At 60.7% G+C, this 21070-nt stretch carries 19 protein-coding genes; 10 read left to right on the top strand and 9 right to left on the bottom strand.

From position 1 onward, the window contains the following. Positions 1–533 precede the first annotated feature (533 nt). From AC3EA7_RS18125 to AC3EA7_RS18090, 8 genes are all read left to right on the top strand, one after another. A complete protein-coding gene (locus tag AC3EA7_RS18125; RefSeq protein WP_488615477.1) occupies positions 534–1532 on the top strand; it encodes a sugar phosphate isomerase/epimerase family protein in 999 nt (332 codons plus the stop codon). Positions 1533–1549: 17 nt separating this feature from the next. Then, positions 1550–2326 (top strand): SDR family NAD(P)-dependent oxidoreductase, encoded by a 777-nt coding sequence (locus tag AC3EA7_RS18120; RefSeq protein WP_488615476.1) that lies wholly within the window; start codon positions 1550–1552, stop codon positions 2324–2326. Between the two features lie 93 nt (positions 2327–2419). After that, entirely contained in the window at positions 2420–2842 is a 423-nt protein-coding gene (locus AC3EA7_RS18115) for a DUF4332 domain-containing protein (protein ID WP_488615475.1), read from the top strand. Positions 2843–3014: 172 nt separating this feature from the next. Next, entirely contained in the window at positions 3015–4184 is a 1170-nt protein-coding gene (xylA, locus tag AC3EA7_RS18110; RefSeq protein ID WP_488615474.1) for a xylose isomerase, read from the top strand. A gap of 323 nt (positions 4185–4507) precedes the next feature. Then, positions 4508–7351 (top strand): Ig-like domain-containing protein, encoded by a 2844-nt coding sequence (locus AC3EA7_RS18105; protein WP_488615473.1) that lies wholly within the window; start codon positions 4508–4510, stop codon positions 7349–7351. Further along, the gene (locus AC3EA7_RS18100; RefSeq protein ID WP_488615498.1) at positions 7351–7518 is read left to right on the top strand and encodes a PKD domain-containing protein; all 168 of its coding nucleotides are present in this window, start codon (positions 7351–7353) and stop codon (positions 7516–7518) included. The genes AC3EA7_RS18105 and AC3EA7_RS18100 overlap by 1 nt, the downstream gene beginning before the upstream one ends. Positions 7519–7596: 78 nt before the next feature. Continuing rightward, positions 7597–9117, top strand: a complete 1521-nt coding sequence (gene xylB / locus AC3EA7_RS18095; RefSeq protein ID WP_488615472.1) for a xylulokinase — start codon at positions 7597–7599, stop codon at positions 9115–9117. Between the two features lie 217 nt (positions 9118–9334). After that, positions 9335–10030 carry a hypothetical protein gene (locus AC3EA7_RS18090; RefSeq protein WP_488615471.1) on the top strand — a complete coding sequence of 232 codons (696 nt, stop codon included), beginning with the start codon at positions 9335–9337 and terminating at the stop codon, positions 10028–10030. Here the strand turns inward: AC3EA7_RS18090 and AC3EA7_RS18085 are convergent. Beyond that, on the bottom strand, positions 10027–11160 hold the full coding sequence (locus tag AC3EA7_RS18085) for an SH3 domain-containing protein (RefSeq protein WP_488615470.1): 1134 nt from the start codon (positions 11158–11160) through the stop codon (positions 10027–10029). The two genes, AC3EA7_RS18090 and AC3EA7_RS18085, sit on opposite strands and share 4 nt — an antisense overlap. Before the next feature lie 231 nt (positions 11161–11391). Here AC3EA7_RS18085 and AC3EA7_RS18080 point away from each other — a divergent pair, with 231 nt between their 5' ends. After that, the gene (locus AC3EA7_RS18080; RefSeq protein ID WP_488615469.1) at positions 11392–12069 is read left to right on the top strand and encodes a VanW family protein; all 678 of its coding nucleotides are present in this window, start codon (positions 11392–11394) and stop codon (positions 12067–12069) included. Between the two features lie 7 nt (positions 12070–12076). On the opposite strand, the gene AC3EA7_RS18075 is transcribed toward AC3EA7_RS18080, so the two are convergent. Further along, entirely contained in the window at positions 12077–12301 is a 225-nt protein-coding gene (locus tag AC3EA7_RS18075; protein ID WP_488615468.1) for a DUF2267 domain-containing protein, read from the bottom strand. A gap of 104 nt (positions 12302–12405) precedes the next feature. Between AC3EA7_RS18075 and AC3EA7_RS18070 the strand changes: the two genes are divergently transcribed. After that, a complete protein-coding gene (locus AC3EA7_RS18070) occupies positions 12406–12810 on the top strand; it encodes a RidA family protein (protein ID WP_488615467.1) in 405 nt (134 codons plus the stop codon). Here AC3EA7_RS18070 and AC3EA7_RS18065 read toward each other — a convergent pair. The 7 genes from AC3EA7_RS18065 to AC3EA7_RS18035 form a co-directional block, all read right to left on the bottom strand. Further along, the gene (locus AC3EA7_RS18065) at positions 12798–13397 is read right to left on the bottom strand and encodes a DJ-1/PfpI family protein (RefSeq protein WP_488615466.1); all 600 of its coding nucleotides are present in this window, start codon (positions 13395–13397) and stop codon (positions 12798–12800) included. The genes AC3EA7_RS18070 and AC3EA7_RS18065 overlap by 13 nt on opposite strands. Positions 13398–13509: 112 nt before the next feature. Further along, positions 13510–14079: a hypothetical protein gene (locus AC3EA7_RS18060; RefSeq protein WP_488615465.1), complete on the bottom strand. Its 570-nt coding sequence runs from the start codon at positions 14077–14079 to the stop codon at positions 13510–13512. A 318-nt stretch (positions 14080–14397) separates the two neighbouring features. Beyond that, complete coding sequence (locus AC3EA7_RS18055; protein ID WP_488615464.1) at positions 14398–14844, bottom strand: c-type cytochrome; 447 nt, start codon at positions 14842–14844, stop codon at positions 14398–14400. Between the two features lie 736 nt (positions 14845–15580). Then, positions 15581–17344 carry a copper resistance CopC/CopD family protein gene (locus AC3EA7_RS18050; RefSeq protein ID WP_488615463.1) on the bottom strand — a complete coding sequence of 588 codons (1764 nt, stop codon included), beginning with the start codon at positions 17342–17344 and terminating at the stop codon, positions 15581–15583. A 652-nt stretch (positions 17345–17996) separates the two neighbouring features. Further along, entirely contained in the window at positions 17997–18527 is a 531-nt protein-coding gene (locus tag AC3EA7_RS18045) for a copper resistance CopC family protein (protein WP_488615462.1), read from the bottom strand. A gap of 802 nt (positions 18528–19329) precedes the next feature. Next, entirely contained in the window at positions 19330–20001 is a 672-nt protein-coding gene (gene msrQ, locus AC3EA7_RS18040) for a protein-methionine-sulfoxide reductase heme-binding subunit MsrQ (RefSeq protein WP_488615461.1), read from the bottom strand. A gap of 64 nt (positions 20002–20065) precedes the next feature. Further along, positions 20066–20620 (bottom strand): DUF6174 domain-containing protein, encoded by a 555-nt coding sequence (locus AC3EA7_RS18035; RefSeq protein WP_488615460.1) that lies wholly within the window; start codon positions 20618–20620, stop codon positions 20066–20068. Positions 20621–21070: the final 450 nt, after the last annotated feature.

The following is a 21070-nucleotide window of genomic DNA, read 5'->3' as shown; positions in this document are numbered from 1 at the left end:
GCGAGAGGCGAGAGGTGAGAGGTGAGAGGTGAGAGGTGAGAGGTGAGAGGTGAGAGGTGAGAGGCGAGAGGCGAGAGGTGAGAGGCGAGAGGCGAGAGGTGAGAGGTGAGAGGTGAGAGGTGAGAGGTGAGAGGTGAGAGGCGAGAGGTGAGAGGTGAGAGGTGAGAGGTGAGAGGTGAGAGGTGAGAGGCAAGAGGTGAGAGGTGAGAGGTGAGAGGTGAGAGGTGAGAGGTGAGAGGTGAGAGGCGAGAGGTGAGAGGCAAGAGATGAGAGGTGAGAGGTGAGAGGTGAGAGGCGAGAGGTGAGAGGTGAGAGGTGAGAGGTGAGAGGTGAGAGGTGAGAGGGGTTCACAGCGAGTAGCAACGTTGCATCGCAACGTCTCCAAGAACATCAAACGCATGTACGATCTTTGAGGTCTCAGCCATCGATTCTGGAGGTGTTCGAGGCATGTTTCCGCCGGAACGAACGGCGACAGCGCCACGCACGCGGATTGACCTCAAAGGTGTGCGCCAGTGAATACAGGAGAAGAATCTATGCCACGACCGGTTACTCTGTTTACGGGCCAGTGGGCGGATCTCCCGCTGGCGACGCTGGCTGCCAAAGCCAGAAGTTTCGGCTATGACGGATTGGAACTTGCCTGCTGGGGCGACCATTTCGAGGTCGATAAGGCGCTTGAATCCGACCGTTACATCCGCGAAAAGCGCGAACTGCTCGAACAGCACGGGTTGCAATGCTTCGCCATCAGCAACCACCTGGTCGGCCAATGCGTGTGTGACAACATTGACGAACGTCATAGAGCGATCATTCCGGCGCGCGTCTGGGGCGACGGCGACCCCGAAGGAGTGCGCCAGCGCGCTGCCGAGGAGATGAAGAATACTGCGCGCGCCGCCGCTGCGTTCGGCGTCAAACAGGTCAACGGCTTCACCGGTTCCTCGATCTGGCATCTGATCTACTCCTTCCCGCCCAACATTCCCGAACAGATCGAGGCCGGGTACGCCGATTTCGCAGCGCGCTGGAATCCGATCATGGACGTGTTCGATGAGGTGGGGGTGCGTTTCGGTCTGGAAGTGCATCCAACCGAGATCGCTTACGATATCGTGACCACCGAGAAGACCCTGGCAGCGATTGGACGCCGACCGGCATTCGGCATCAACTTCGACCCCAGCCACCTGATCCATCAGTTCGTCGATCCGGTGCTGTTTATCGAGACATTCGCCGACCGCATCTATCACGTCCACGTGAAGGAGAGCCGCCGTAACCTGAATGGTCGCACGAGTATTCTGGGATCGCACCTCAACTTCGGCGATCCACGCCGCGGCTGGGATTTCGTGTCGCCAGGGCATGGCGATATTCAGTGGGACCCGATCTTCCGCGCGTTGACCCGCATCGGCTACAACGGTCCGTTGTCGGTCGAGTGGGAAGACAGCGGCATGGACCGCGAGTTCGGCGCTGCAGAAGCGTGTGCGCTCGTGAAGAAGAGCGACTTCCCGCCGAGCGCCGTCGCCTTCGATGCGGCGTTCCAGAAGTCCTGACACAAAGGGTAAAGTGCATGCCCCCGCTTCTGGAAGGAAAAGTCGCCATTGTGACCGGCGCCAGCCGCGAAATTGGCGCGGCGATGGCAGAGATGCTGGCAGCGCATGGATGCACGGTGCTGGCGGCGCACTTCGGTGAGGCGGAACGCGCAGCAGCGGTGGTCGAACGCATCCGCGCCGCCGGCGGGCGGGCGCAAGCCTGCGACGCCGACCTGTCGAGTGTTGCGGCGAACCAGGCGCTGATCGCGCGTGCGGTGGAAGCCTTCGGGCGCGTTGATATTCTGGCAGCGAACGCCGGCATCACGATCAGCGCACCATTCCTCGACACAACCGAGGATCAGTGGGAGACGCTGTTCAACCTGAACGTCAAAGGATCGTTCTTCGCGGCGCAGGCGGCGGCGCGCCAGATGATTGCACAGGGTGATGGCGGACGGATCGTTTTTTCCGCTTCGGTGACCGGCGTGCAGGCGATTCCAGGCTTGAGCGCCTATGGGATCACCAAAGCCGCATTGCGGCACATGGCGAAGACCCTGGCGTGTGAACTCGGTCCGTATGGCATCACCGTCAACGCCCTGGGCATCGGCGCCATTCTGAATGAACGCAACCGCGCCGACGACCCGGAGTATGAAGCGCACTGGAACAGCGTCACGCCGACCGGGCGCGTCGGCTTGCCAGACGATGTTGCACGGGCGCTGATCTTTCTGGCGTCGCCGGGAGCGGCGCATATCACCGGACAAACGCTCATTATCGACGGCGGATGGACGCTGATCAGCCCGCTGCCGTCGTCTTCCTGACTCCTGGTATCATGCGCGCGGCGCAGGGGCGCCGAGGATGCGTTCTGCATGCAGAAAGGCATTCCGGGCATATGCAACCAGGAGGAGGAGAGGATGAAACTGGCGCAGATTGAAGGACTCGAACCGGAGATGATTGCCCGCCTCAGTACGATTGGCATCGACACAACGCATGATCTGCTGCACCGGGGCGCCGAACCGGCGGGCAGAGCCGAGATCACCGGCGCTTCCGGGTTGACCGAGACGGCGCTGCTCGCCATCTTGTTCCGCGCCGACCTTGAACGAGTGCGCGGCGTTGGCTGGGATTACGCCGGATTGCTGGTAGAGGCAGGTGTCAGCACCGCAGTCGATCTGGCGCACCGTCAGGCGGAGGACCTGCGCAAGCGCCTGGCGGCGATCAATGCTGAACGTAGCCTGGTGAAGCGCGTCCCGTCACTGGCGCAGGTCAGCGCCTGGATCGAGCAGGCGCGCACGCTGCCCGCCACGCTGCGGTTCGATGGCGGCGGCGAAACGTATTGAACGTTGGTCCCGCGTCCTTTTCCAGGGACGATCAACGTGAACCTGGACATTCTGATCTGCGGGTTGACGCCCCGGCTCAGGCCAGGCAAGCCCCTCCGGGGCTTTCACACGCTCAGCGAGGGCTTTAGCCCGCAGCGGCGGCGCACCTTCCTTCATAAAAGCGAGTAATCCTATGAGCACCATGTACGAACCCAAACCTGAGCACAAGTTCACCTTCGGTCTCTGGACGGTCGGCAACGTCGGACGCGATCCGTTCGGCGAGCCGGTGCGCCATCTGCTGTCACCGGTTGAGATCGTCCATCTCCTGGCGGAAGTCGGCGCGTATGGCGTCAACTTTCACGACAACGATCTGATCCCGATCGATGCGACGCCTGCCGACCGGGATCGTATTCTGCGTGATTTCAAGGCGGCGTTGCAGGAGACCGGACTTGTCGTGCCGATGGCGACAACCAACCTCTTCGCCGATCCCGTCTTCAAGGATGGCGCGTTTACCTCGAACGACCCACAGGTGCGCGCCTATGCGCTGCAAAAGACGATGCGCGCTATTGATCTGGGAGTTGAATGCGGCGCAAAGGTATACGTCTTCTGGGGCGGGCGCGAGGGGGTGGAGAGCGACGCCGCCAAAGACCCGCTGGAGGGACTGAAGCGCTACCGCGAAGCGATCAATTTTCTGTGCGCCTATGTGAAAGATCAGGGGTACGATCTGAGATTCGCACTCGAACCAAAACCGAATGAGCCGCGCGGCGACATCTACCTGGCGACCGTCGGGCATGCACTGGCGTTCATCAACACGCTCGACGACCCCGACATGGTCGGGTTGAACCCGGAAGTCGCTCACGAAACCATGGCGGGGCTGAACTTTCTGCACGGCGTCGCACAGGCGTGGGACGCGGGCAAACTGTTCCATATCGACCTGAACGATCAGGTGATCGGGCGCTACGATCAGGACTTTCGTTTTGGCGCGGTGAACCTGAAAGCAGCGTTCTTCCTGGTGCGCTTCCTGGAGAATGTCGGCTACCAGGGGAGCCGCCACTTCGACGCGCACGCCTACCGCACCGAGGATTATGAGGGGGTCAAAGCATTCGCGCGCGGCTGCATGCGCACCTACCTGATCTTGAAAGAAAAGGCGCGCCGCTTCGACGAAGACGCTGAAATCCAGGCGCTGCTCGCAGAGATCACCGCCGACGACGGCGCGATGGCGCCGTTCTGGGGCGGCTACAGCCGCGAGAAGGCAACTGCGCTCAAGGCGCATCCGTTTGATCGTGGCACGCTCGGACGACGTGGGCTGGCGTATGAGCGCCTCGATCAACTGACGAATGAACTGCTGCTTGGCGTGCGCTAATCGCCCGGCAAAATAACATTTTTCTCACCTCAAAGCGCGCCACTGGACGGCGCGCTTCGGTTTTTATCGCCTCAGAATACCACATCTGCGACATGCTTCTCTGGATAACGATCTTTTCAGAATGATTGACGACATGCGTTACGAATAGGTATAGTGCATTCGTCTACCGCTCACTGCTCGTAACTCGAAGGAATGTGCGATCCGGGTTTGATCATATCGCACATGGACATCCGTAGACGTTTGTCCGTGCATAGACGTGCGTTGCGCGACGGAAGCAAGCGTTCGGGCGATTATGGCTTCAGTGCATCTGCCAGGAGACGGCTATGTTTCGTGTGAATCGTTGGGTGGCGTTATGGACCCTGATTGTCGTGATCCTTGGCGGATTGCCTGTGGGTTCCATCACACATCTGGAGCAACCGGTCGCGCTGGCGCAGAGCGCTGTGGGAGGACCGCAACCAGGCGATGTCTTCCGTGAGTTTGCTTTCCCGCAGCGCCTGACTCTCTGTTTTCGGCCATCGAATAGCGCATCGTGCAACAACATTCCGGCAGAACGTTCCGCCGGATTGACATTCAACCCCGCAGGCGCCACGCGGGCTGAATTAGCCGTTGAATATTGGGGCGGGCACATTGGCACGCGCCAGCATTTTCGCGTCAACGCGCAAGATTACTGGCAACCGCTGCCGCCGATCCAGAATGTTCCCTCGGGCGCTCGCCAGCAGTGTTATTTCCGCACCATCCTGGGACGCACACTGCCGCTCGACCTGAGCCAGCTGCGGAATGGTGAGAACCGTTTCCGTTTCACCATTCAGTACAACAACCAATTCGGGCAGGATACGAGTTGCCCTGGAAACTTTGGTTGGGGCACAACCTATATCTATGGCTTCACTGCCCGGCTGTACTACACGCCGGGAAGCATTCCCGCGCCAAGCGGCAGCATCGCCTCACCTGCAGAAAACGCCACGATTGGCGAGATGCCGCAGATTACTGTCCAGGCGACCCCTCCCGCCGGTCGAACGATTGCGCGTGTCGACGTCATCGGTGAATACCTCGACTACGACTGGGACGGCAATGGCGTGCTGCGCGAGTGGCAGTATCAACTGGCGCGCACCCAGATGCAACGTCACATCGGCTGGGCAGTGCGCGACGGCAATGTCTACCGCGTGGTCTGGAACACTACCTGGATACCGGATCAGGTCGATGCAAACGGCAATCCGCTGCCGGTGCGCCTGATGGCGCGGATCACCGACAGCGACGGGGTGTCGGTGATGACCGCCGCGCGCACGGTCTGGTTCCAGCGCAGCGGGCGTCAGGTGCGGATGTATACCTCCTCGCACGACTACGGCAGTCTGCCTCAACGTGTGTTTGGCGTGCGACAGAACTTCGGCCCGCGCAATATGAGCGCTTCCACACCGCCACTGACGACCACTATCACGATTGACGATGACCCAACCGGCGCCGCCTCAGCACGGATGATCATCCATACCTGGGCAGGCGATCAGACCAAAGAAGAGCCGAATGTGCGCGATCGCATCACGATCAACAATGTCCCCATCGTCAATGTCAATGCCCCTCCGCCTGCCGTCGCGACGCCGCCGATCGGCGCTGACCATCACTGGAGTTTCGACTGGCGCGATGTGCCAGTGTCGGCGTTGATCCGGGGGGATAATCTTTTCGGGGTATGGACCAATCGCCAGGGGCATCATCTGGAGATCAACTGGCCCGGTCCGGCATTGATGGTTGAACGGGTCGATGCGCCCTATGCCCACGACCAGGTGATCGTCACCCCGGAAGACACACCGATTACGGTCACGTTGACCGGCTCGACGCCGTTCCTTAACCCGCTGACGATCGCACCGATCAACAACCCGTCGCGTGGAACGCTCAGCGGATCGGGAACCACGCACCGCTATACGCCGCAGGCGAACTACAACGGTGCGGATCGGTTCGACTTCCGCGTCTCGAGCGCCGACGGCGAGGATACCGGAACCATTCATATCGTCGTCACGCCGGTGAACGATGCGCCGGCGCTGAACTCGTCGCCACGCACATTCCCCTCGATTCCCGAAGATGTTCCCGATGCCAGCAATCCTGGAACGACGGTAAGCGCACTGCTCAGCGGCATGGTCACCGATCCCGATCCTGATGCGCTTCCCGCAGGGGTAGCGCTGACCGGCGCCAGCGGCAATGGAACATGGCAATACTCACTCGACGGCAATTCCTGGCTAGATGTCGGCACAGTCGCCCCAACCAGCACCCTGCTGCTCGAACCATCGGCACGGCTACGGTTCCGTCCGGCGCCGAATTTCTTTGGTCAGGCAAGCATCACCTATCGCGCATGGGATCGGACCGATGGCTTCGCCAATGGTCAGCGCGGGGTCGATCCCGGCAATGGCGGCGGAACCAGCGCCTATAGCAGTGCCACGGCAACCGCAACAATTACCGTGACACCGGTCAATGATCCGCCAGAGATCTCGATTTCGAGCAGCATCACGACAACCCATATCCTGGCGCCGTTCAGTATCGGCGGCTCGTCCTTCGATGTCGAAGACCAGACGCTGACAATAACGGTCGATTTTGGCGATGGCGCATCGGCGCAGACCACTGCATCCGCCCCGGATCGAGCATTCATATTCAACCATGCCTATCAACAAAGCGGAACGTACACCGTCACCGTGACGGTGCGCGACTCCGAGAATGCGGCTGCCAGTTCCTCATTTGTGGTGCGCGTGATCAACGACCCGCCCGTTGTGACGTTCAATGCCGACAATCCTGCAACTGCGCATATTTTCACCCCGTACAACGGCGCCGGTTCGTTCTTCGACACCGAGAACGACAACATTACGCTTCAGATTGACTTCGGCGACGGCACGGAGGCCCAATCGCTCACCGCGTCGCCGAGCAGCGCCTTTACGTTCAGTCACCGGTATCAGCGAACCGGAACGTACACCATGACCGTCACAGCGAGCGACTCCGAGTCGACCACGCGCACCACCCAAACAGTACAGGTCGTCAATATGCCGCCGGTCGTCACCCTCAACGCGCCAGGTCAGGTTCTGCTGGGCAATGCTTTTACCGGCGCCGGATCGTTCGCCGATATCGAAGAGTTGCTACGAGTTCGTGGAATGCAACCGTCGATTACGGCGACGGGAGCGGACCACAGCCGTTGATGCTGTCTGGAGATAAGCGTTTCACGCTGAACCATACTTACGCGGAGGAAGGAACATACACCGTCACAGTGCGCGTCTCCGACATCGAAGGCGCAGCCGGAACTGCGACCATATCCGTCCGTGTGTCGCGCTTTTTCTTTGTCCATATGCCGCTGGTGGTGCGGTGAGCAACCGACGCCTTGACGATATGCCAGAACACGATATGATTCTGCGCAGGAACGTCTCTGACCTGCAAGGAATATCTCATGCCCGCCTATCTTCTCGGTCTCGACATCGGCACCACAGGCGCCAGAGCGTTGCTTTGCGACGAAAACGGCCGGGTTCTGGTAGTCTCAACCGCCGAGTACCCGCTCTCGACTCCCCAACCACTCTGGAGCGAGCAGAACCCGGAGGACTGGTGGCGCGGAGCGTGTGAGACGCTCCGCACGGTTGTGGCGCAGGCAGGCGTCGCACCGGCGCAGATCGCAGGGCTGGGCTTGACGGGCCAGATGCATGGATCGGTCTTTCTGGACGAACAGGATCGGGTCATTCGTCCTGCGCTGCTGTGGAACGATCAGCGCACCGCGGCGGAGTGCGCCGAGATCACGCAGCGCGTTGGCGCCGAACGACTGATTGCCATTGCCGGAAACCCGGCGCTCACCGGGTTCCAGGCGCCTAAGATCCTCTGGCTGCGCAACCACGAACCAGAGCATTACGCGCGGCTTGCGCAGGTGCTGCTGCCCAAGGACTACATCCGCCGCAAACTGACCGGCATCAGTGCCACTGATGCCGCCGACGCCGCCGGAACCCTGTTGCTCGATCTGCGCCGCCGCGACTGGAGCGATGACCTGCTGGCGGCGCTCGACATTCCGCGCGCCTGGCTCCCGCATGTGTTCGAGGGACCAGACGTGACCGGCGGAATCCTGCCGGAGATTGCAGCCGACCTCGGGTTGCCCGCTGAACTGCCGGTCATTGCCGGCGGCGGCGACAATGCGGCAGCGGCGGTCGGCGCCGGCATCGTACAGCCCGGCATTATCAGCAGCAGTATTGGCACCAGCGGGGTTCTGTTCGCCTATTCCGACGAGATTGCACTCGATCCGCAGGGGCGCCTGCACACCTTCTGCCATAGCGTTCCAGGACGGTACCACCTCATGGCAGTCACGCTGGCAGCCGGCGGCTCGTTCCGCTGGTTCCGCGATACGTTACGCGCCGTCACCGGTCAGAGTCTCAGTTACGACGAACTGACCACGCTGGCGGCATCGGTTCCACCTGGCGCCGAAGGGTTGATCTTCCTGCCCTATCTCAGCGGCGAACGCACACCACACCTCGACCCGCTGGCGCGCGGTGCATTCATCGGGTTGACGGCGCGCCACACACCGGCGCATATGGCGCGCGCAGTGATGGAAGGAGTCGTCTTCTCGCTGCGGGACGGACTGGAGATCATGCGCAGCCTGGGCATTGCGCCGGACCAGATCCGCGCCACCGGCGGTGGGGGCAAAAGCCCGCTCTGGCGACGGTTGCAGGCGGACATTTACGCCACCGATGTTGTGACGCTGGCGGCGGAAGAGGGACCGGCATACGGCGCCGCGCTGCTCGCGGGGGTAGGCGCCGGGGTCTTCCGGGATGTGGACGATGCCGTTGCACGCTGCGTGACGCTCACAACGACGACCGCGCCGGACGACCGCGCCGTCGCACGGTATGATGAGGTCTACGCAGTCTACCGTGACATGTACGCAACACTGCGCGACAGCATGCACCGGCTGGCGCATCTTTCGCTGGCAACGTAACTGCACGGCTCAGTCGAACGGTACTTCAAGCAAACAGCGGCGAGGCAAAGACTCCGCGCCACTCTGCAACGCCGGGTGGGGTGCAGAACAGCGGAGCCGCCAGGTGACGGTCACGCGCGATACGCCGGGCGAACCCGCAACGCCAGCGAGCCGGGCGGCGGCCGCGTCGCGGGCGCACCGCCGATTAACGTGACCGTCACCATGTTGGAGGGAAACCTTGACCACATTCGACTACGCGAATCAGGCGCTGCGGCACGACATGGCGGCATACGCACGGGCATTGCGCACAATTGTCGAAGCCTTGCCCGAGGCGCGATCATTGTGTGACAAAGTGCTCAAAGAGGTGCGTCTGGTGCAGGCGCTACTGGCATTCGCCAACAGCCCGCAGATCGCAACGCTCGCGCAGATCGCCTACACAATCAGCAATCTCTGGCCATATCGTGAGCAATCACTGGCACGCACGCTTGGCTTCTCCAACGAGATCAACGAGGCGCGCGCCTACCGCAACGAAGCGCAGCGTGCAATCACCATGCTGGCGCGCCACACATCGAGCGATCCGCAGGCGCATGAATTGACCACCTGTTTCAATAACATCATCGCGTATCTGGAAGAGGAAGAACGATTGCTGATCGAGTGCGACCAGGCGATACGCCCGCACGCCGAGAATATGGAGATTACCCGCAAACGTCTGAACCTCCTGATTGCCGCAATCGACGCGCGCCTGCCCACAACGGCGGAAACCGCCGCCATCCTCGCGTCGTACAGCGAAGCCTCACGCCTGCTCCACGACTGGGAGAGCGGCGTCCCCCTGGATGAGCGCGGCATCGCCATCCTGGAAACCTGCCTCGACCTGCTCGAACGCGCCAGCGTGGTCTTCCCCTCAGCAGCGCTGAGTCCTGGTGATAGGGGTTAGGGGTTAGGGGTTACCGGCACCTGGCGCGCAACCGATGGCGATACGGACAGCAGCGACGCACTGACCCACCCCGTCGCTGCTGGCGCACGCACGCGGTACCAGCGCTGATCGGCGCTGCGCTCGATAATGATGACTGCATCCTGGACGTTCATCTGCCCTACGATGCTGCCTGCGCCTGGCGCACTCCGGATCGGACCGGCGCGTCGGGCAGCCACGGTTGGCTCAGGAGTGCGCTTCAGCGAACGAGACTCTGCCGGCGCGGCAATTGTCACCCTGCCGTTGAGATTACTGACTTCGATGAGAAACGTCGTGGAAAACACATTCGATGGCTGCTGGCGCACATTGCCTGCTGCAATCACCTGAACACGGCGCAGCATGCCATCGCTACACAGCCAGAGTTGCACCACGCCCCGTTGGATGTTGAGATCGAGCGGCGTGTTCGTATTCGTCGCACGTGGCGGCAAAAGCGGTCTGCCAAGCGCTCCCAGCGCCGCCGGCGTCACATCCGCAGCCGCCTGGTACGCCGTGCAGCGCCGCCCATCAATCGTTTCCGTGCGACCGCGCGTCATCTCTGCCAGTGGAAGCGCATTGCCCAGTCGTCGTAACAGATTGTCGAGACGGTAGGGAGGCGACAAAAACGATGGCGCATTTGAACCGACCGTGTACCAGACCGCTTCGGTTACACCGTGGATTGGGAGCGGACCGACAGCATACGTCACCCCATTCGCGCGCACTGCGGTAACGCCGGTCGTCGGGTCGATACCCTGGCGCAGCAGTTCTGGCGCGCGCAAGACAAATGCGAAGTTTGCGCCGTTATACTCGCCAGTGTAGTCGATCAACGTCTCCTCGCGCACGCCGCGTGCGCCAGCCACGACGCCTGCTGCGCGAATGGATACGTTCATCTGATAGGACGGCGACTGTGACGTGCGTTCCAGCGCCGCAGAAAGCAGACGTTCGGTTTCTTTCGCTGCTGCGCCCGGCGTGGTCGTCGGGCGTGGCGCGCCGCCCGGCGCCGCAGGCTGGCGCGGAGGCGTGGGGGTGACGGTTACGATTGTCTGCGCCCACGCCGGTTCTGCCGCTGGATCCGGCAGCGCAGCGCCTGCCAGCAGCGCAACGCTCACTATCAGCATAAAAAGACGCACTTGCATGACTTGCTATCGGAGTCATCGACCATATCGGGTTCAAGTATACCCCAATCAGCGCCAGGATAGGGCGGTACTTTTGGGGGAGGCAGGCTCTTGTTTGCGTTTTAGAACAAGTGTGCTATAATTCGTGTCGCCTTTTGTCGATCCCTGTCTGCCACACGGGTGCAGGGAGGCATCATGCGCAGATCGTACAACCCGGGCAAAGGAGTTCAGACAATGCTGCGACCATCGGTATCGCCGCGGATTGCGATCATCGTGCTGACACTGAGCGCCGCCGTCCTGTATCTGGATTATCGGTATGCGCCTTCGTCCATCGTTTTTGACCGACCGCTCCAGCAGAATGGGATATTCGACCCAGCCTGGTTGCAGACGACAGGAGCAACTCCTGCGTTTGCGCACATTTCGTCACCACGCTTCGTGCTGCTCGGTGAGAGTGCGCCGTTGAGCCTGGCCGGCGATGTGGGCCACAACGTTCGCGTAGCGCTCGATGCCAGCAACGGCGCCCTGCGCGATGTCATCATCCGACCGGGTGAGACGTGGAGTTTCAACGCCAGCGTCGGCCCGCCTGCTCACATTCGCGTACGCGTCGTCGCTGGCATCCCCGGCGGTGGATGGTGCGATCTTGCCAGCCGGTATGTTCAGGCGCTGCGTCCGGTGTTGCCGCCCGAAGCGTTCGCCTTTCCGAACCACGTGCGCACCGCTGGCATCGGGTTGCTGAATGTCGCCGATGAAGACGCAGTCGCCATCTGGAATATCGACGGTCAGCCCGGATCATTCGGCGGGCGCCAGGATTTGCAGATCACCAATACGACCAATGGTACGCTGCGGTTGGTTGTCGTCGAGGGACCAGCGGCGGACCAGATCGTCGTGCGGGCATTGAGGGTAGCGGATTGAATGTCTCCTACCCTTCTTTCTTGCTTCCCATGAACCCGCCAAGCCCTTTCATCATCGACTCAGCCGCTCCCGCAACGCCACTGACGTCAGCGGCGAGCAACCCTTCAACCTGACCGGCGATTGGCGCCGGCAATTTCTCTTTCAGAAAATCCGCAACCGTCTTGATCGCCATCTGCGCCTGCGATTCGGTAATGCCAGCTTTTTCGGCCACAAGTTGCGCGAGAGTCGCCATCTTTCTCCTCCTTCTATTCGAGCCTGCGACAAAACTATGGTACCATAGTTCAGCAATCATTGCAGGCGCAGCAGCGTCGCCTGGCGCACAACAGGAGGCTCACAGTGGAGCACATACACATCCTCACCGACGCCGCTCCGGTCCCACACGGCGCATACGATCAGGCCATCCGTATCGGCAATATCGTGATCACATCGAGTTACATGGGGTTGCATCCGAGTCACGCAGGCATTATCGCCGGCGGTTTCGAGGCGGAGTTTCGTCAGGCGATGCACAATATCATCGCCGTGCTCACAGCCGCCGGGTGTACGCTACGCGACGTGGTGCGCGTGAATGTGTCGCTGACCGATATACAGAAATACACCGAGATGGATCGGCTCTACCGCGAATATTTTCATCCGCCCTACCCGACGCGCCGCACGATTGGGGTCAAAGAATTACTCGGCGGCGCGCAGGTCGAGATCGATGTATGGGCGATGGTGCGTGAGGACGCCGGTCATTCCCAATAATCGTACTCAATACCGAGAGCCGTGGCGCGCGCCACATCCGCGCCATACAACCGCCGAACCACGTGCAGCGCAACATCGATGCCGGCGCTGACCCCGGCAGCAGTGATAATCGCGCCGGTATCGACCCAGCGCTCATCCTCGACGACTTCGATTTCAGGGAAACGTTCGCGCATTTCGTCGATCCGTTCCCAGTGCGTCGTCGCCGGGCGACCGCCAAGCAGACCCGCCTGTGCCAGCAGGAAACTGCCGGTGCAGACGCTGACCGTCAGTTCCGCTTCCTGCGCGCGCGAGCGCACCCATTCCACCAGGTCGTTGCGCTCAAGCGCAGAGCGAACTCCCGCGCCTCCCGGAATGACCAGTACATCGACCGGCGGGCAATCGTGGATCGTCCGCTCCGGCTGAACGACCAGCCCATTGCGGCAGCGCACCGGCGCCATCGACTCGGCGACTGCGAAGACATCCATCAATCGCTCGTGATCGCCGGTCAGGTTGCGCACCGAGCTGAATACTTCGAACGGACCGGCAAAATCGAGCAACTCAACGTCGTCGAAGATCAGGATCGCAACGGTACGTTTGCGAGATGACATCACCGCCTCCTTTCTCTTTGACGAGTGAACGGACATATATTGTAACCGATTTTTACCAGTTCTGGCGCATCAAAGAGAAGGAACGGGCGTGTGTCGCACGAGAGATCAGGCGCTAACGGTCTATCTGTCGGTGATGCGCGCTGGCAATGTGCCATGCGCGTCCATTGAAGCGCACAAGCAGAACAAGTTCGTGCGTCTCACGCGGACTCGACAGGGTGATTGGGATGCGACGCATACTCCCTTCGGGAATAGCAGCGAACCAGACGTCCTGGACATACGGACCGATACGTCCCCAGCATCCTGGTTGGCGCAACACGTCAGCGGGCCAGCGGCGCAGCGCCTCACTGATGTCCCGATGCGCCGACGGCGCTCCAGGATCGACAAACCGCATCACGCCGGTCATATCGTGGCGATCCAGAGCGAACAGCACCTGCTGCGCAACATGCTCCGGCGGTTGCGGGATCATGCCTGCGCGCCGCAGGAAGAACGGGACGTTGCGTTCCCAGAAGCGGCGCACCTGGATCGTCAGATGCGCCTGGATCGGCATGTCGCCGACGGCAACTCCTGGAACAGCAACGGGCCACAAGATTATCAACCCCATCAGGAGACTGAGACTGACGCGCTGTAAACAGAACGCCTCTCGGCGTTCTGAGGAGATCAGAGCGCACAGCAGTCGCTTCATGGCAAACTCTCTCCATAAACGGCGTCGTGCGAAGCACAGCCAGAGAAGCGTGCCTGCTCCACAACACGCATCGTATACCCGGTCAAAGGACGATATTGCTCACATTGGGGAGGCGAACGATCGCCAATGTCGCCATGAAGATGCAATGAGGGGAGGCGTTTTGAGACAATAGCAACTACTTGCACTGCCATTCAGCAGGCAATAGACGATGCGCCGCCCCCCACTTCACTGCACGCGCCGGCTGTTGCGCCTCCCACACCTGGACAGACGGGTAAGGCGCGGAGTCCTCACCCGTCTTCCTCCTCGCAACAACAATTCCTACGGTCGCTGCAACGTATGCAGGTACGCCAGCAGATTCGCCATGTCTTCATCGCTCATTTCGTGCGGCGACATCACGCCGATCTGCCCCTGGCCGCCGCTGCGGATCCAGGCTGCGATGTTCTCCTCAGAGCGCGGCTGGCCATTTGGCAGGTTTCCGCGGTAATTGACCCCTTCGGGATAGATCGGACCTGCCGTGGTCATCACACCCGCCATGCCCGGACCGACAAGCTTATCGGTGCCGGTCGAGTGGCACGCCAGGCATCCGCCGTCGTTTTCGTAGTAGATCTTCCCCTTCTCAGGGTCGCCGTTGGCTGAGATCGTGCGAGCCAGCGGTTCGACTGGCGCACTGGCGGCTGGACCGCTTTGCCCGCCGCCGCCGCATGCCGAAAGCGTCAGCACCAACGCTAGCAGAGCGGCGAATGTGATCGTGTACGTGCGATTCATAGAATCCTCCCTACCTAGATGAAGGCACAATGTTCAGATACATGGACAGAGAGAGTTTCCCAACCAGATCAGGCGCAGCAGGCTTTTCGCCCGACTGTCGCACCAACCCGGTCGCCGACAGGAGACGGTTACGCGCTGCGAGGAGGAGGGGTGGGAGGAGGCGCCAGATTACGCGAGAATGTATACGAAACGGACATCAGCCAGCCGACCGCCGTCAGAAGCACAATCAACACGATTGGGAGCGTAAGAATCGCCGGGTAGAACACCGGCGGCAGCGCCGAGACTGGCGGAAGCGAACTATTCGTATCAATGTTGAACGTGCACGTAAATGAGGGTTTCTGATGCGAAGACGTGCGGGTCATCAACCAGGGCGCAACGTGACAGTGCACAATGCAACAGAATGGAGCGTGCAACGCGATATTCCACACGAGCAGAATTGCCAAAACCCGTGGCGCTGCTCTGCGCGCGGTGTGCACCATTGCCTGAACAACGAGGGAAAGCCGTCCGGGCAAACTGTTCAGTTGTGCGGATGCACGTACCATGTGCGATTTATCACAAAGATTGACAGGGGTATGGTAGCACACCTCCAGGACGTTTGCAACTCATTTCGAGTGAACACATCTTCACCGTTTGCGTCTGGATGCCGATGGCGTTCGACGCAGAGCCGTTGCATGCCGTGAGGATTCGGTTGTGATGGAGCAGATCCACGGGATTCCAGAATCCATTATACGGCATATTACGTGCTAATCGGCAACAGAAAATCGACAGTCACATCATCGGCGTCGATCCGCCGCACCTGCACCTCCACCCGCCACACGCCGGCAATGCCGAGCGTCTGGTTGCGAACAATATACCTTCCCTGACCATCAGGCTCTGCAATAACATGTGTTTCGCCGATATCCCTGTCGCTAAGACGAAACATCACCCTGACTCGTTGCACATCACGCGGCTGGTTCTGTGCATCGGTAATCGTAATGCGCATTACATTGCGACCAACGACGGCAGGTTCGACGTGCAGCGCAACCCGTAGATCGCCTGCTGATTGGATTGCCGTGAATGGCTGTGGATCAGAGAGCGGCGCCGGTTCTTCTGGCGTTGCGGTTTCCTCAACAACAACGCTCGTGGGTTCAGGCACGACAGTTGGTGCGGCAACCGGCGGTTGCTGCACCGGCGCTGCGCCCGGATGCGGCAGACTCGTCAGCACTCCGGCAACCCCAACGATCACAAGCGCAAACGCCGCCTCGAACGGCGCTGAGCGACGCATCCGCAGCACTACGGTCATTGCTCTCGCCGCATGCTTCGCTGCGCGGCGCACCAGTCCAAGATGATAGGCGCCAATGCCAGCCACAAGCGCGAACAGCGCAGTCTTTGCCAGTAATGTGCGCCCATAAGCGGTCACCCACAAGTCGCTCTCGTCGCGCAGATAGGATAGCGCCGCAAGCGCGCCGCTGATCGTCAGCGCGACAACCGATGCAAGCGCCAGCCACGAGAAGCGCACCAGCGCCCGTCGCACAAGATGCGGCGCCGACGCCGCATTCCGGCGAAGCAGCACGACGGTCAGCGCCATCAGCCCGCCAACCCAGATCGTCACTGCTGCCAGATGCACCCAGTCGAGCGCCATCGACACAAATGGTCGATCCGTCGCTGCGGCGTGCCCGCTGATCGAAAAGGTGAGCAGGATCAACCCGCCAATCACCACGCCTCCAGGATGGGACCATCGGTTAGAGAACCGCATCACGCCAATAAAGACCATCGTAAACGCTATCCGTCCGGCGAGCGCCTGCCCCAATCGGGTATCGCGCGCAACAGCAGTGATGGTATCCGGCGTCACGCGCCCGGCGACCGTGATTGTGTACGCAACAAAGAATGCCAGTGTTGCCACGAGCAGAAGGAATGATGCGCCGGCGGTCATTCGTCGTATTGGCGCTGCCAGATCTCCGCCTTCCGATATAAGCGTCACCGACAGGAAGACCCATCCGCCAATCGCTGTTACGGCGCCGATCAGCATCACGCTGCGTAGCAGCGCCAGCAGATCAACGGATGGTGGCAATCCAGGTTCGCGCGAAACCGGCGACGTCTCGGGCGCCTCGTTCATCACGGGAGTCGGCGTCGATTGCGGGATTGGAGCGGATACCGTCGGTTCAGGCAGGACGCCGAGCAGCGTGAAGGCGAAATATCCTTTCACCAGATGCCCATCACGCCCCACTGCCTGCCATGCCACTGTGTAGACGCCGGGATCGAGCGGCGGAAGGCTGACGTGCAATGCCCGCGGATCGTCCGACGCCCGACCGCCATCGCCACGATCAACGGCGCGCCCTGTGGCGTCGAACACCTGCACCGATGTGAACGCCTCCTCGATTGGTTCGTTGAAGGTTATGCGCACCGAGTGAGGAGCAGCGTCGAGCTGCGCATCCGGCGCGGGTTCAGCCGACACAATCTGCGGGTGAGCGTACACGACCGACGCCGACAGTAGCATCAGCCATACGACGACGGCGCTCATCGCCAACCGGTAACGCCGATGTTGGAGGAACGAGCGTCGCCTGGTTAGAATTCTGTCAGAATACAGGGGGCTTGTATGGGGAGATGTTCGAGATCGCGGCATTGCTCGTACTGCGCCCTCCCACAGGGACACCATTTTCCCTCTGATGCCACATCGCAGTCAATCAGACAAGATGTTCGAGCGCCTGGTTCGCTTCAAACACGAGTTATACTCATGCGTGGTCATTTGTATAATACCGCCGGGGCGCGCAGCGGGACGCCTGGGCGCTGCGGGCGAAAGCCCTCGCTGAGGACGCAGTTCGACCATGCTCACCGCACGCGGTTCGACTGCGCTCACCGCAAGTGGAAGCCCCGCTAGGGCTGCTGATGCCAGGGCGCAGTCTGCGTCCACGACACGACTGCCGGTGCGCGTTGACCGTTGCGCCTTGCACAGCGAACGCTTGAATATCTCGTCTGACTGACTGCCATTTAGTATTAGTGAGTCCACTGCACAAAGGCTTAACCACCAAGGACATGGAGCGCACGAAGGTGAAGAACCATGAAGCGCATTTCCTGTGTGTCCCTTTGTGACCTTTGTGGTTCGCTTTGTGCCGTGAAGTCATTAGTGTAAAGGGATGCTCTGTCGGAGCACCCCTCCGCCTGGACGCCGAATGTCACGACTGATGCATCACACGGCGACGCAGCGCCCACCCGATCAGCATCACCCCGGCGCCAGCCGCGAGCAACACAAGCCAGGGCGCCTCCTCGCCGGATGTGGCCGGCAGCGGCGTAGCCGCAGCCGCCGGGGTTGCACCGGCGCTGAGGGTAAACCGGAAGCGTCCGGTCTCGCTATGCCCGTCGGTGCTGGCATTCTTCCAGTTCACCGTGTAGACGCCATCGCTCAGACCGGGGCTGAGCGACACAATGAGCGTTTTGCGATTCGGGTCATTCCGATCCAGCGTTGTATCGCCGCGATCAACCTGATTGCCGCGTGCATCAGTGACGCGAATCGTGTTGCCTTCCGGCTTCAATTCCTGCGAAAAGACGATGACGACACGCTCTGGCGCTGAGGTAACTGTTCCGTTGGCGGGCGGTTCGGATGAAACATAATCAGCGTGCGCCAGCGCCCGACTCGCACTGATGAACGTCAGCGCCAGCAGGGTCAGCATGGCGATCATGGGCTTGAGGCGAAGAAATGATGGCATATGATGACTCCTTCGAGTGTTTCAAGGTAACTCGATTGAACACATATCCGGGTGGAGCGCGCCTGCCATAGCATTCGCACATGGCAGACCAAGAGGGCATTGCCACGCCCTCGTTGCGGCGCGCGAACAGGAACGAATATCAAGGGCGATGGACGCCCTTTGAGCAATCCGTTCAATTCCTGGGAGGGGGAGGTTGCGGGGAGGGTGCAAAGCGATGGTAGCGCGCCGTTGCATCAGGCGTTCGCACCCGCACCAACAGCAGACAAACGATGACAAGCAGCAGCGCCGCTACACATTCATACACGGCGCGGAGTGTCAGCGCAGGTGAGGGAGAGACTTCTGCCGCATACGATGCAAACGAACCTCCAGCGCCTGGAGCCAGGCGGCAAAGAAACTGGACGGGGTGCGGCGTCGTGTGGTCGCGTGCCGACAGCACGTAGCAGTGTACAACACAGAGCAGCGGCAATGCAATCGTGACGATGATGGAACCAAGAGCCGGCAGAACACGGGCGCGTATGGCAGGCGCCCCTTCACTGCCGTTGCGAGGGCAGAGCGCAGATTGTAAAGCGTGGATTGCAGACACGGCATTCAGTGGGACAGGACATCACAGACAGGCGAGAAAACGTCGTTCAGCGTCTTATGTCAAACCAATGCCAAAATGCTACCGCTCATAGAACATGAACATTTTGCTCTGGCGCCGGAAAATGCGCATCGGCGTCGGCGATGCCCATGTGTTTCAACATAGAACATGAACATCTTGCTCTGGCGCCGGAAAATCGGCGCACGCTGAGCACATCAGTCTTCATCTGGTGCGAGAAGCGCCGCCAGTCGATGTGCGCCGGCTCCCATCGACAGCACGGGCAGGACCAGAGGCGCGGCGCCACGCCTCAATCCGGCGACGTACCGCCGGCAGGCGCAGGATCAGCGCCACTGCCACCAAAGCCCCAAGGATCAGCGGCTGGCGAATATCGCTCTTCTGCGCCCAGGCATAGTGCACCAGCGCCAGCGGCGCCGCCAGGTACACCAGACGATGCAGACGCTTCCAGGAACGCCCCAGCCGCCGCTGCCATCCTTTCGTTGAGGTCAGCGCCAGCGGCACGAGGAGCAGAAGCGCCGATGTTCCGACGAGAATATACCGCTTCTCAGCGACTTCCTGCACAATCAGGGGAATGTTGAGACCAAAGTCGAGCGTGGTGAACATCAGCATGTGCAGCACGGCATAGAGAAAGCCGTACAGTCCAAGCGGACGCTGCAGGGCAAGGATGCGCTTCCAGCCGCTCACGACGCTCAACGGCGTACAGACAAGCGATGCAATCAGCAAGATGATCGCCGCGTAGCCGGTGCGCTGTGTCAGGTATTGGATAGGATTGACGGTCAGGTTCCCGGTGAATGCATCCCATGCCAGCAGCGCCAGCGGCGCCAGGCCCCCAAAATGAACAAGGTGCATCCCGTTCTTTTTCAACCAGTCGCGCATGGATGATTGGTACTCTTCTTGAGCGATATCTCGCTTTATTGTATCGGTAGTATCTTCTCTACCATCAGGGAAGCGGTGTTAGCGCAACCACCGTCAGAACCCGGCTGCCGACGGGCAGGTCGTTGCAGGCATCGAGGCTGCGCATTTTCCATACCGCCTGCCAGAAATCGAGGTGGCGCCAGTTTGGCGTAGGCGTCAGCGTAATCTCAATAGTCCGCGGATAACCAAGGGTCGGGTGATAGTCGGCGCGCACCGAAAGCACATCATCACAGGCGCACCCGCGTGAGACACAGGTTCGGCGCACCGTTCCGTGTCGTTCGACCAGATCAAACAGATCGCGCACCGCAACCGGCGGCTGCTCGCATGGTCGCGTAGCATAGCGCGTTTGCCGCACCCGCTCAGCCTGCACGTCCACTTCCATCCGACACCCGCGATCACGCAACTGCATGCGATAGGCATCGAAGGTGCGTTCATTCCAGCGCCTGTATGCGTCGAGCAAGGCGGCATCGCGTGCCGCCGGCTGACGAGCAATCGCCAGCACGCCACTGATGCCACATGCACCCGTGAGCAGCAGCAGTGCGACGATCAGAAGCCGGATGTTGCGGAAGAGAGGCGGCATAGAAGAATCATACCATGATTTGACTTCACTGCAAAAAGCTGTAACCACGAAGGTAACCACAAAGGTCACAAAGGGACACGAAGGACATGCGCTTCATGGTTCATCCCCTTCGTGCGCTTCGGGTCCTTTGTAACCACGAAGGGCACAAAGGGACACCAAGGACATATGCTTCATGGTTCATCCCCTTCGTGCGCTTCGGGTCCTTTGTAACCACGAAGGGCACAAAGGGACACCAAGGACATGCGCTTCATCCCCTTCGTGCGCTTCGGGTCCTTGGCGGTGAAGCCGGTGTGCAGTGGACTCATACCATGATTTCACTACCGTACACTTTTTTTCTGGGGGTTGACTTATGGTATACTCCATGGCGAGTCCCAGCCCTAGGAGGAATCATGAGCGACAACGTACGCCGATACCGTGCCATCCGCCAAGCCTTGAACCGGCTCTACCCCC

The organism is Roseiflexus sp., from assembly GCF_057785375.1.
The sequence above is the reverse complement of the archived record's forward strand: the minus strand, read 5'-3'. Positions and strand labels throughout refer to the sequence as shown.

Bases quoted from the DNA above. Each gene is read 5' to 3' on its own strand.
- AC3EA7_RS18125 (WP_488615477.1), top strand. From the start codon at position 534: ATGCCACGACCGGTTACTCTGTTTACGGGCCAGTGGGCGGATCTCCCG.
- AC3EA7_RS18120 (WP_488615476.1), top strand. From the start codon at position 1,550: ATGCCCCCGCTTCTGGAAGGAAAAGTCGCCATTGTGACCGGCGCCAGC.
- AC3EA7_RS18115 (WP_488615475.1), top strand. From the start codon at position 2,420: ATGAAACTGGCGCAGATTGAAGGACTCGAACCGGAGATGATTGCCCGC.
- xylA (WP_488615474.1), top strand. From the start codon at position 3,015: ATGAGCACCATGTACGAACCCAAACCTGAGCACAAGTTCACCTTCGGT.
- AC3EA7_RS18105 (WP_488615473.1), top strand. From the start codon at position 4,508: ATGTTTCGTGTGAATCGTTGGGTGGCGTTATGGACCCTGATTGTCGTG.
- AC3EA7_RS18100 (WP_488615498.1), top strand. From the start codon at position 7,351: ATGCTGTCTGGAGATAAGCGTTTCACGCTGAACCATACTTACGCGGAG.
- xylB (WP_488615472.1), top strand. From the start codon at position 7,597: ATGCCCGCCTATCTTCTCGGTCTCGACATCGGCACCACAGGCGCCAGA.
- AC3EA7_RS18085 (WP_488615470.1), bottom strand. From the start codon at position 11,160: ATGCTGATAGTGAGCGTTGCGCTGCTGGCAGGCGCTGCGCTGCCGGAT.
- AC3EA7_RS18080 (WP_488615469.1), top strand. From the start codon at position 11,392: ATGCTGCGACCATCGGTATCGCCGCGGATTGCGATCATCGTGCTGACA.
- AC3EA7_RS18075 (WP_488615468.1), bottom strand. From the start codon at position 12,301: ATGGCGACTCTCGCGCAACTTGTGGCCGAAAAAGCTGGCATTACCGAA.
- AC3EA7_RS18065 (WP_488615466.1), bottom strand. From the start codon at position 13,397: ATGTCATCTCGCAAACGTACCGTTGCGATCCTGATCTTCGACGACGTT.
- AC3EA7_RS18060 (WP_488615465.1), bottom strand. From the start codon at position 14,079: ATGAAGCGACTGCTGTGCGCTCTGATCTCCTCAGAACGCCGAGAGGCG.
- AC3EA7_RS18055 (WP_488615464.1), bottom strand. From the start codon at position 14,844: ATGAATCGCACGTACACGATCACATTCGCCGCTCTGCTAGCGTTGGTG.
- AC3EA7_RS18050 (WP_488615463.1), bottom strand. From the start codon at position 17,344: ATGAGCGCCGTCGTCGTATGGCTGATGCTACTGTCGGCGTCGGTCGTG.
- AC3EA7_RS18045 (WP_488615462.1), bottom strand. From the start codon at position 18,527: ATGCCATCATTTCTTCGCCTCAAGCCCATGATCGCCATGCTGACCCTG.
- msrQ (WP_488615461.1), bottom strand. From the start codon at position 20,001: ATGCGCGACTGGTTGAAAAAGAACGGGATGCACCTTGTTCATTTTGGG.
- AC3EA7_RS18035 (WP_488615460.1), bottom strand. From the start codon at position 20,620: ATGCCGCCTCTCTTCCGCAACATCCGGCTTCTGATCGTCGCACTGCTG.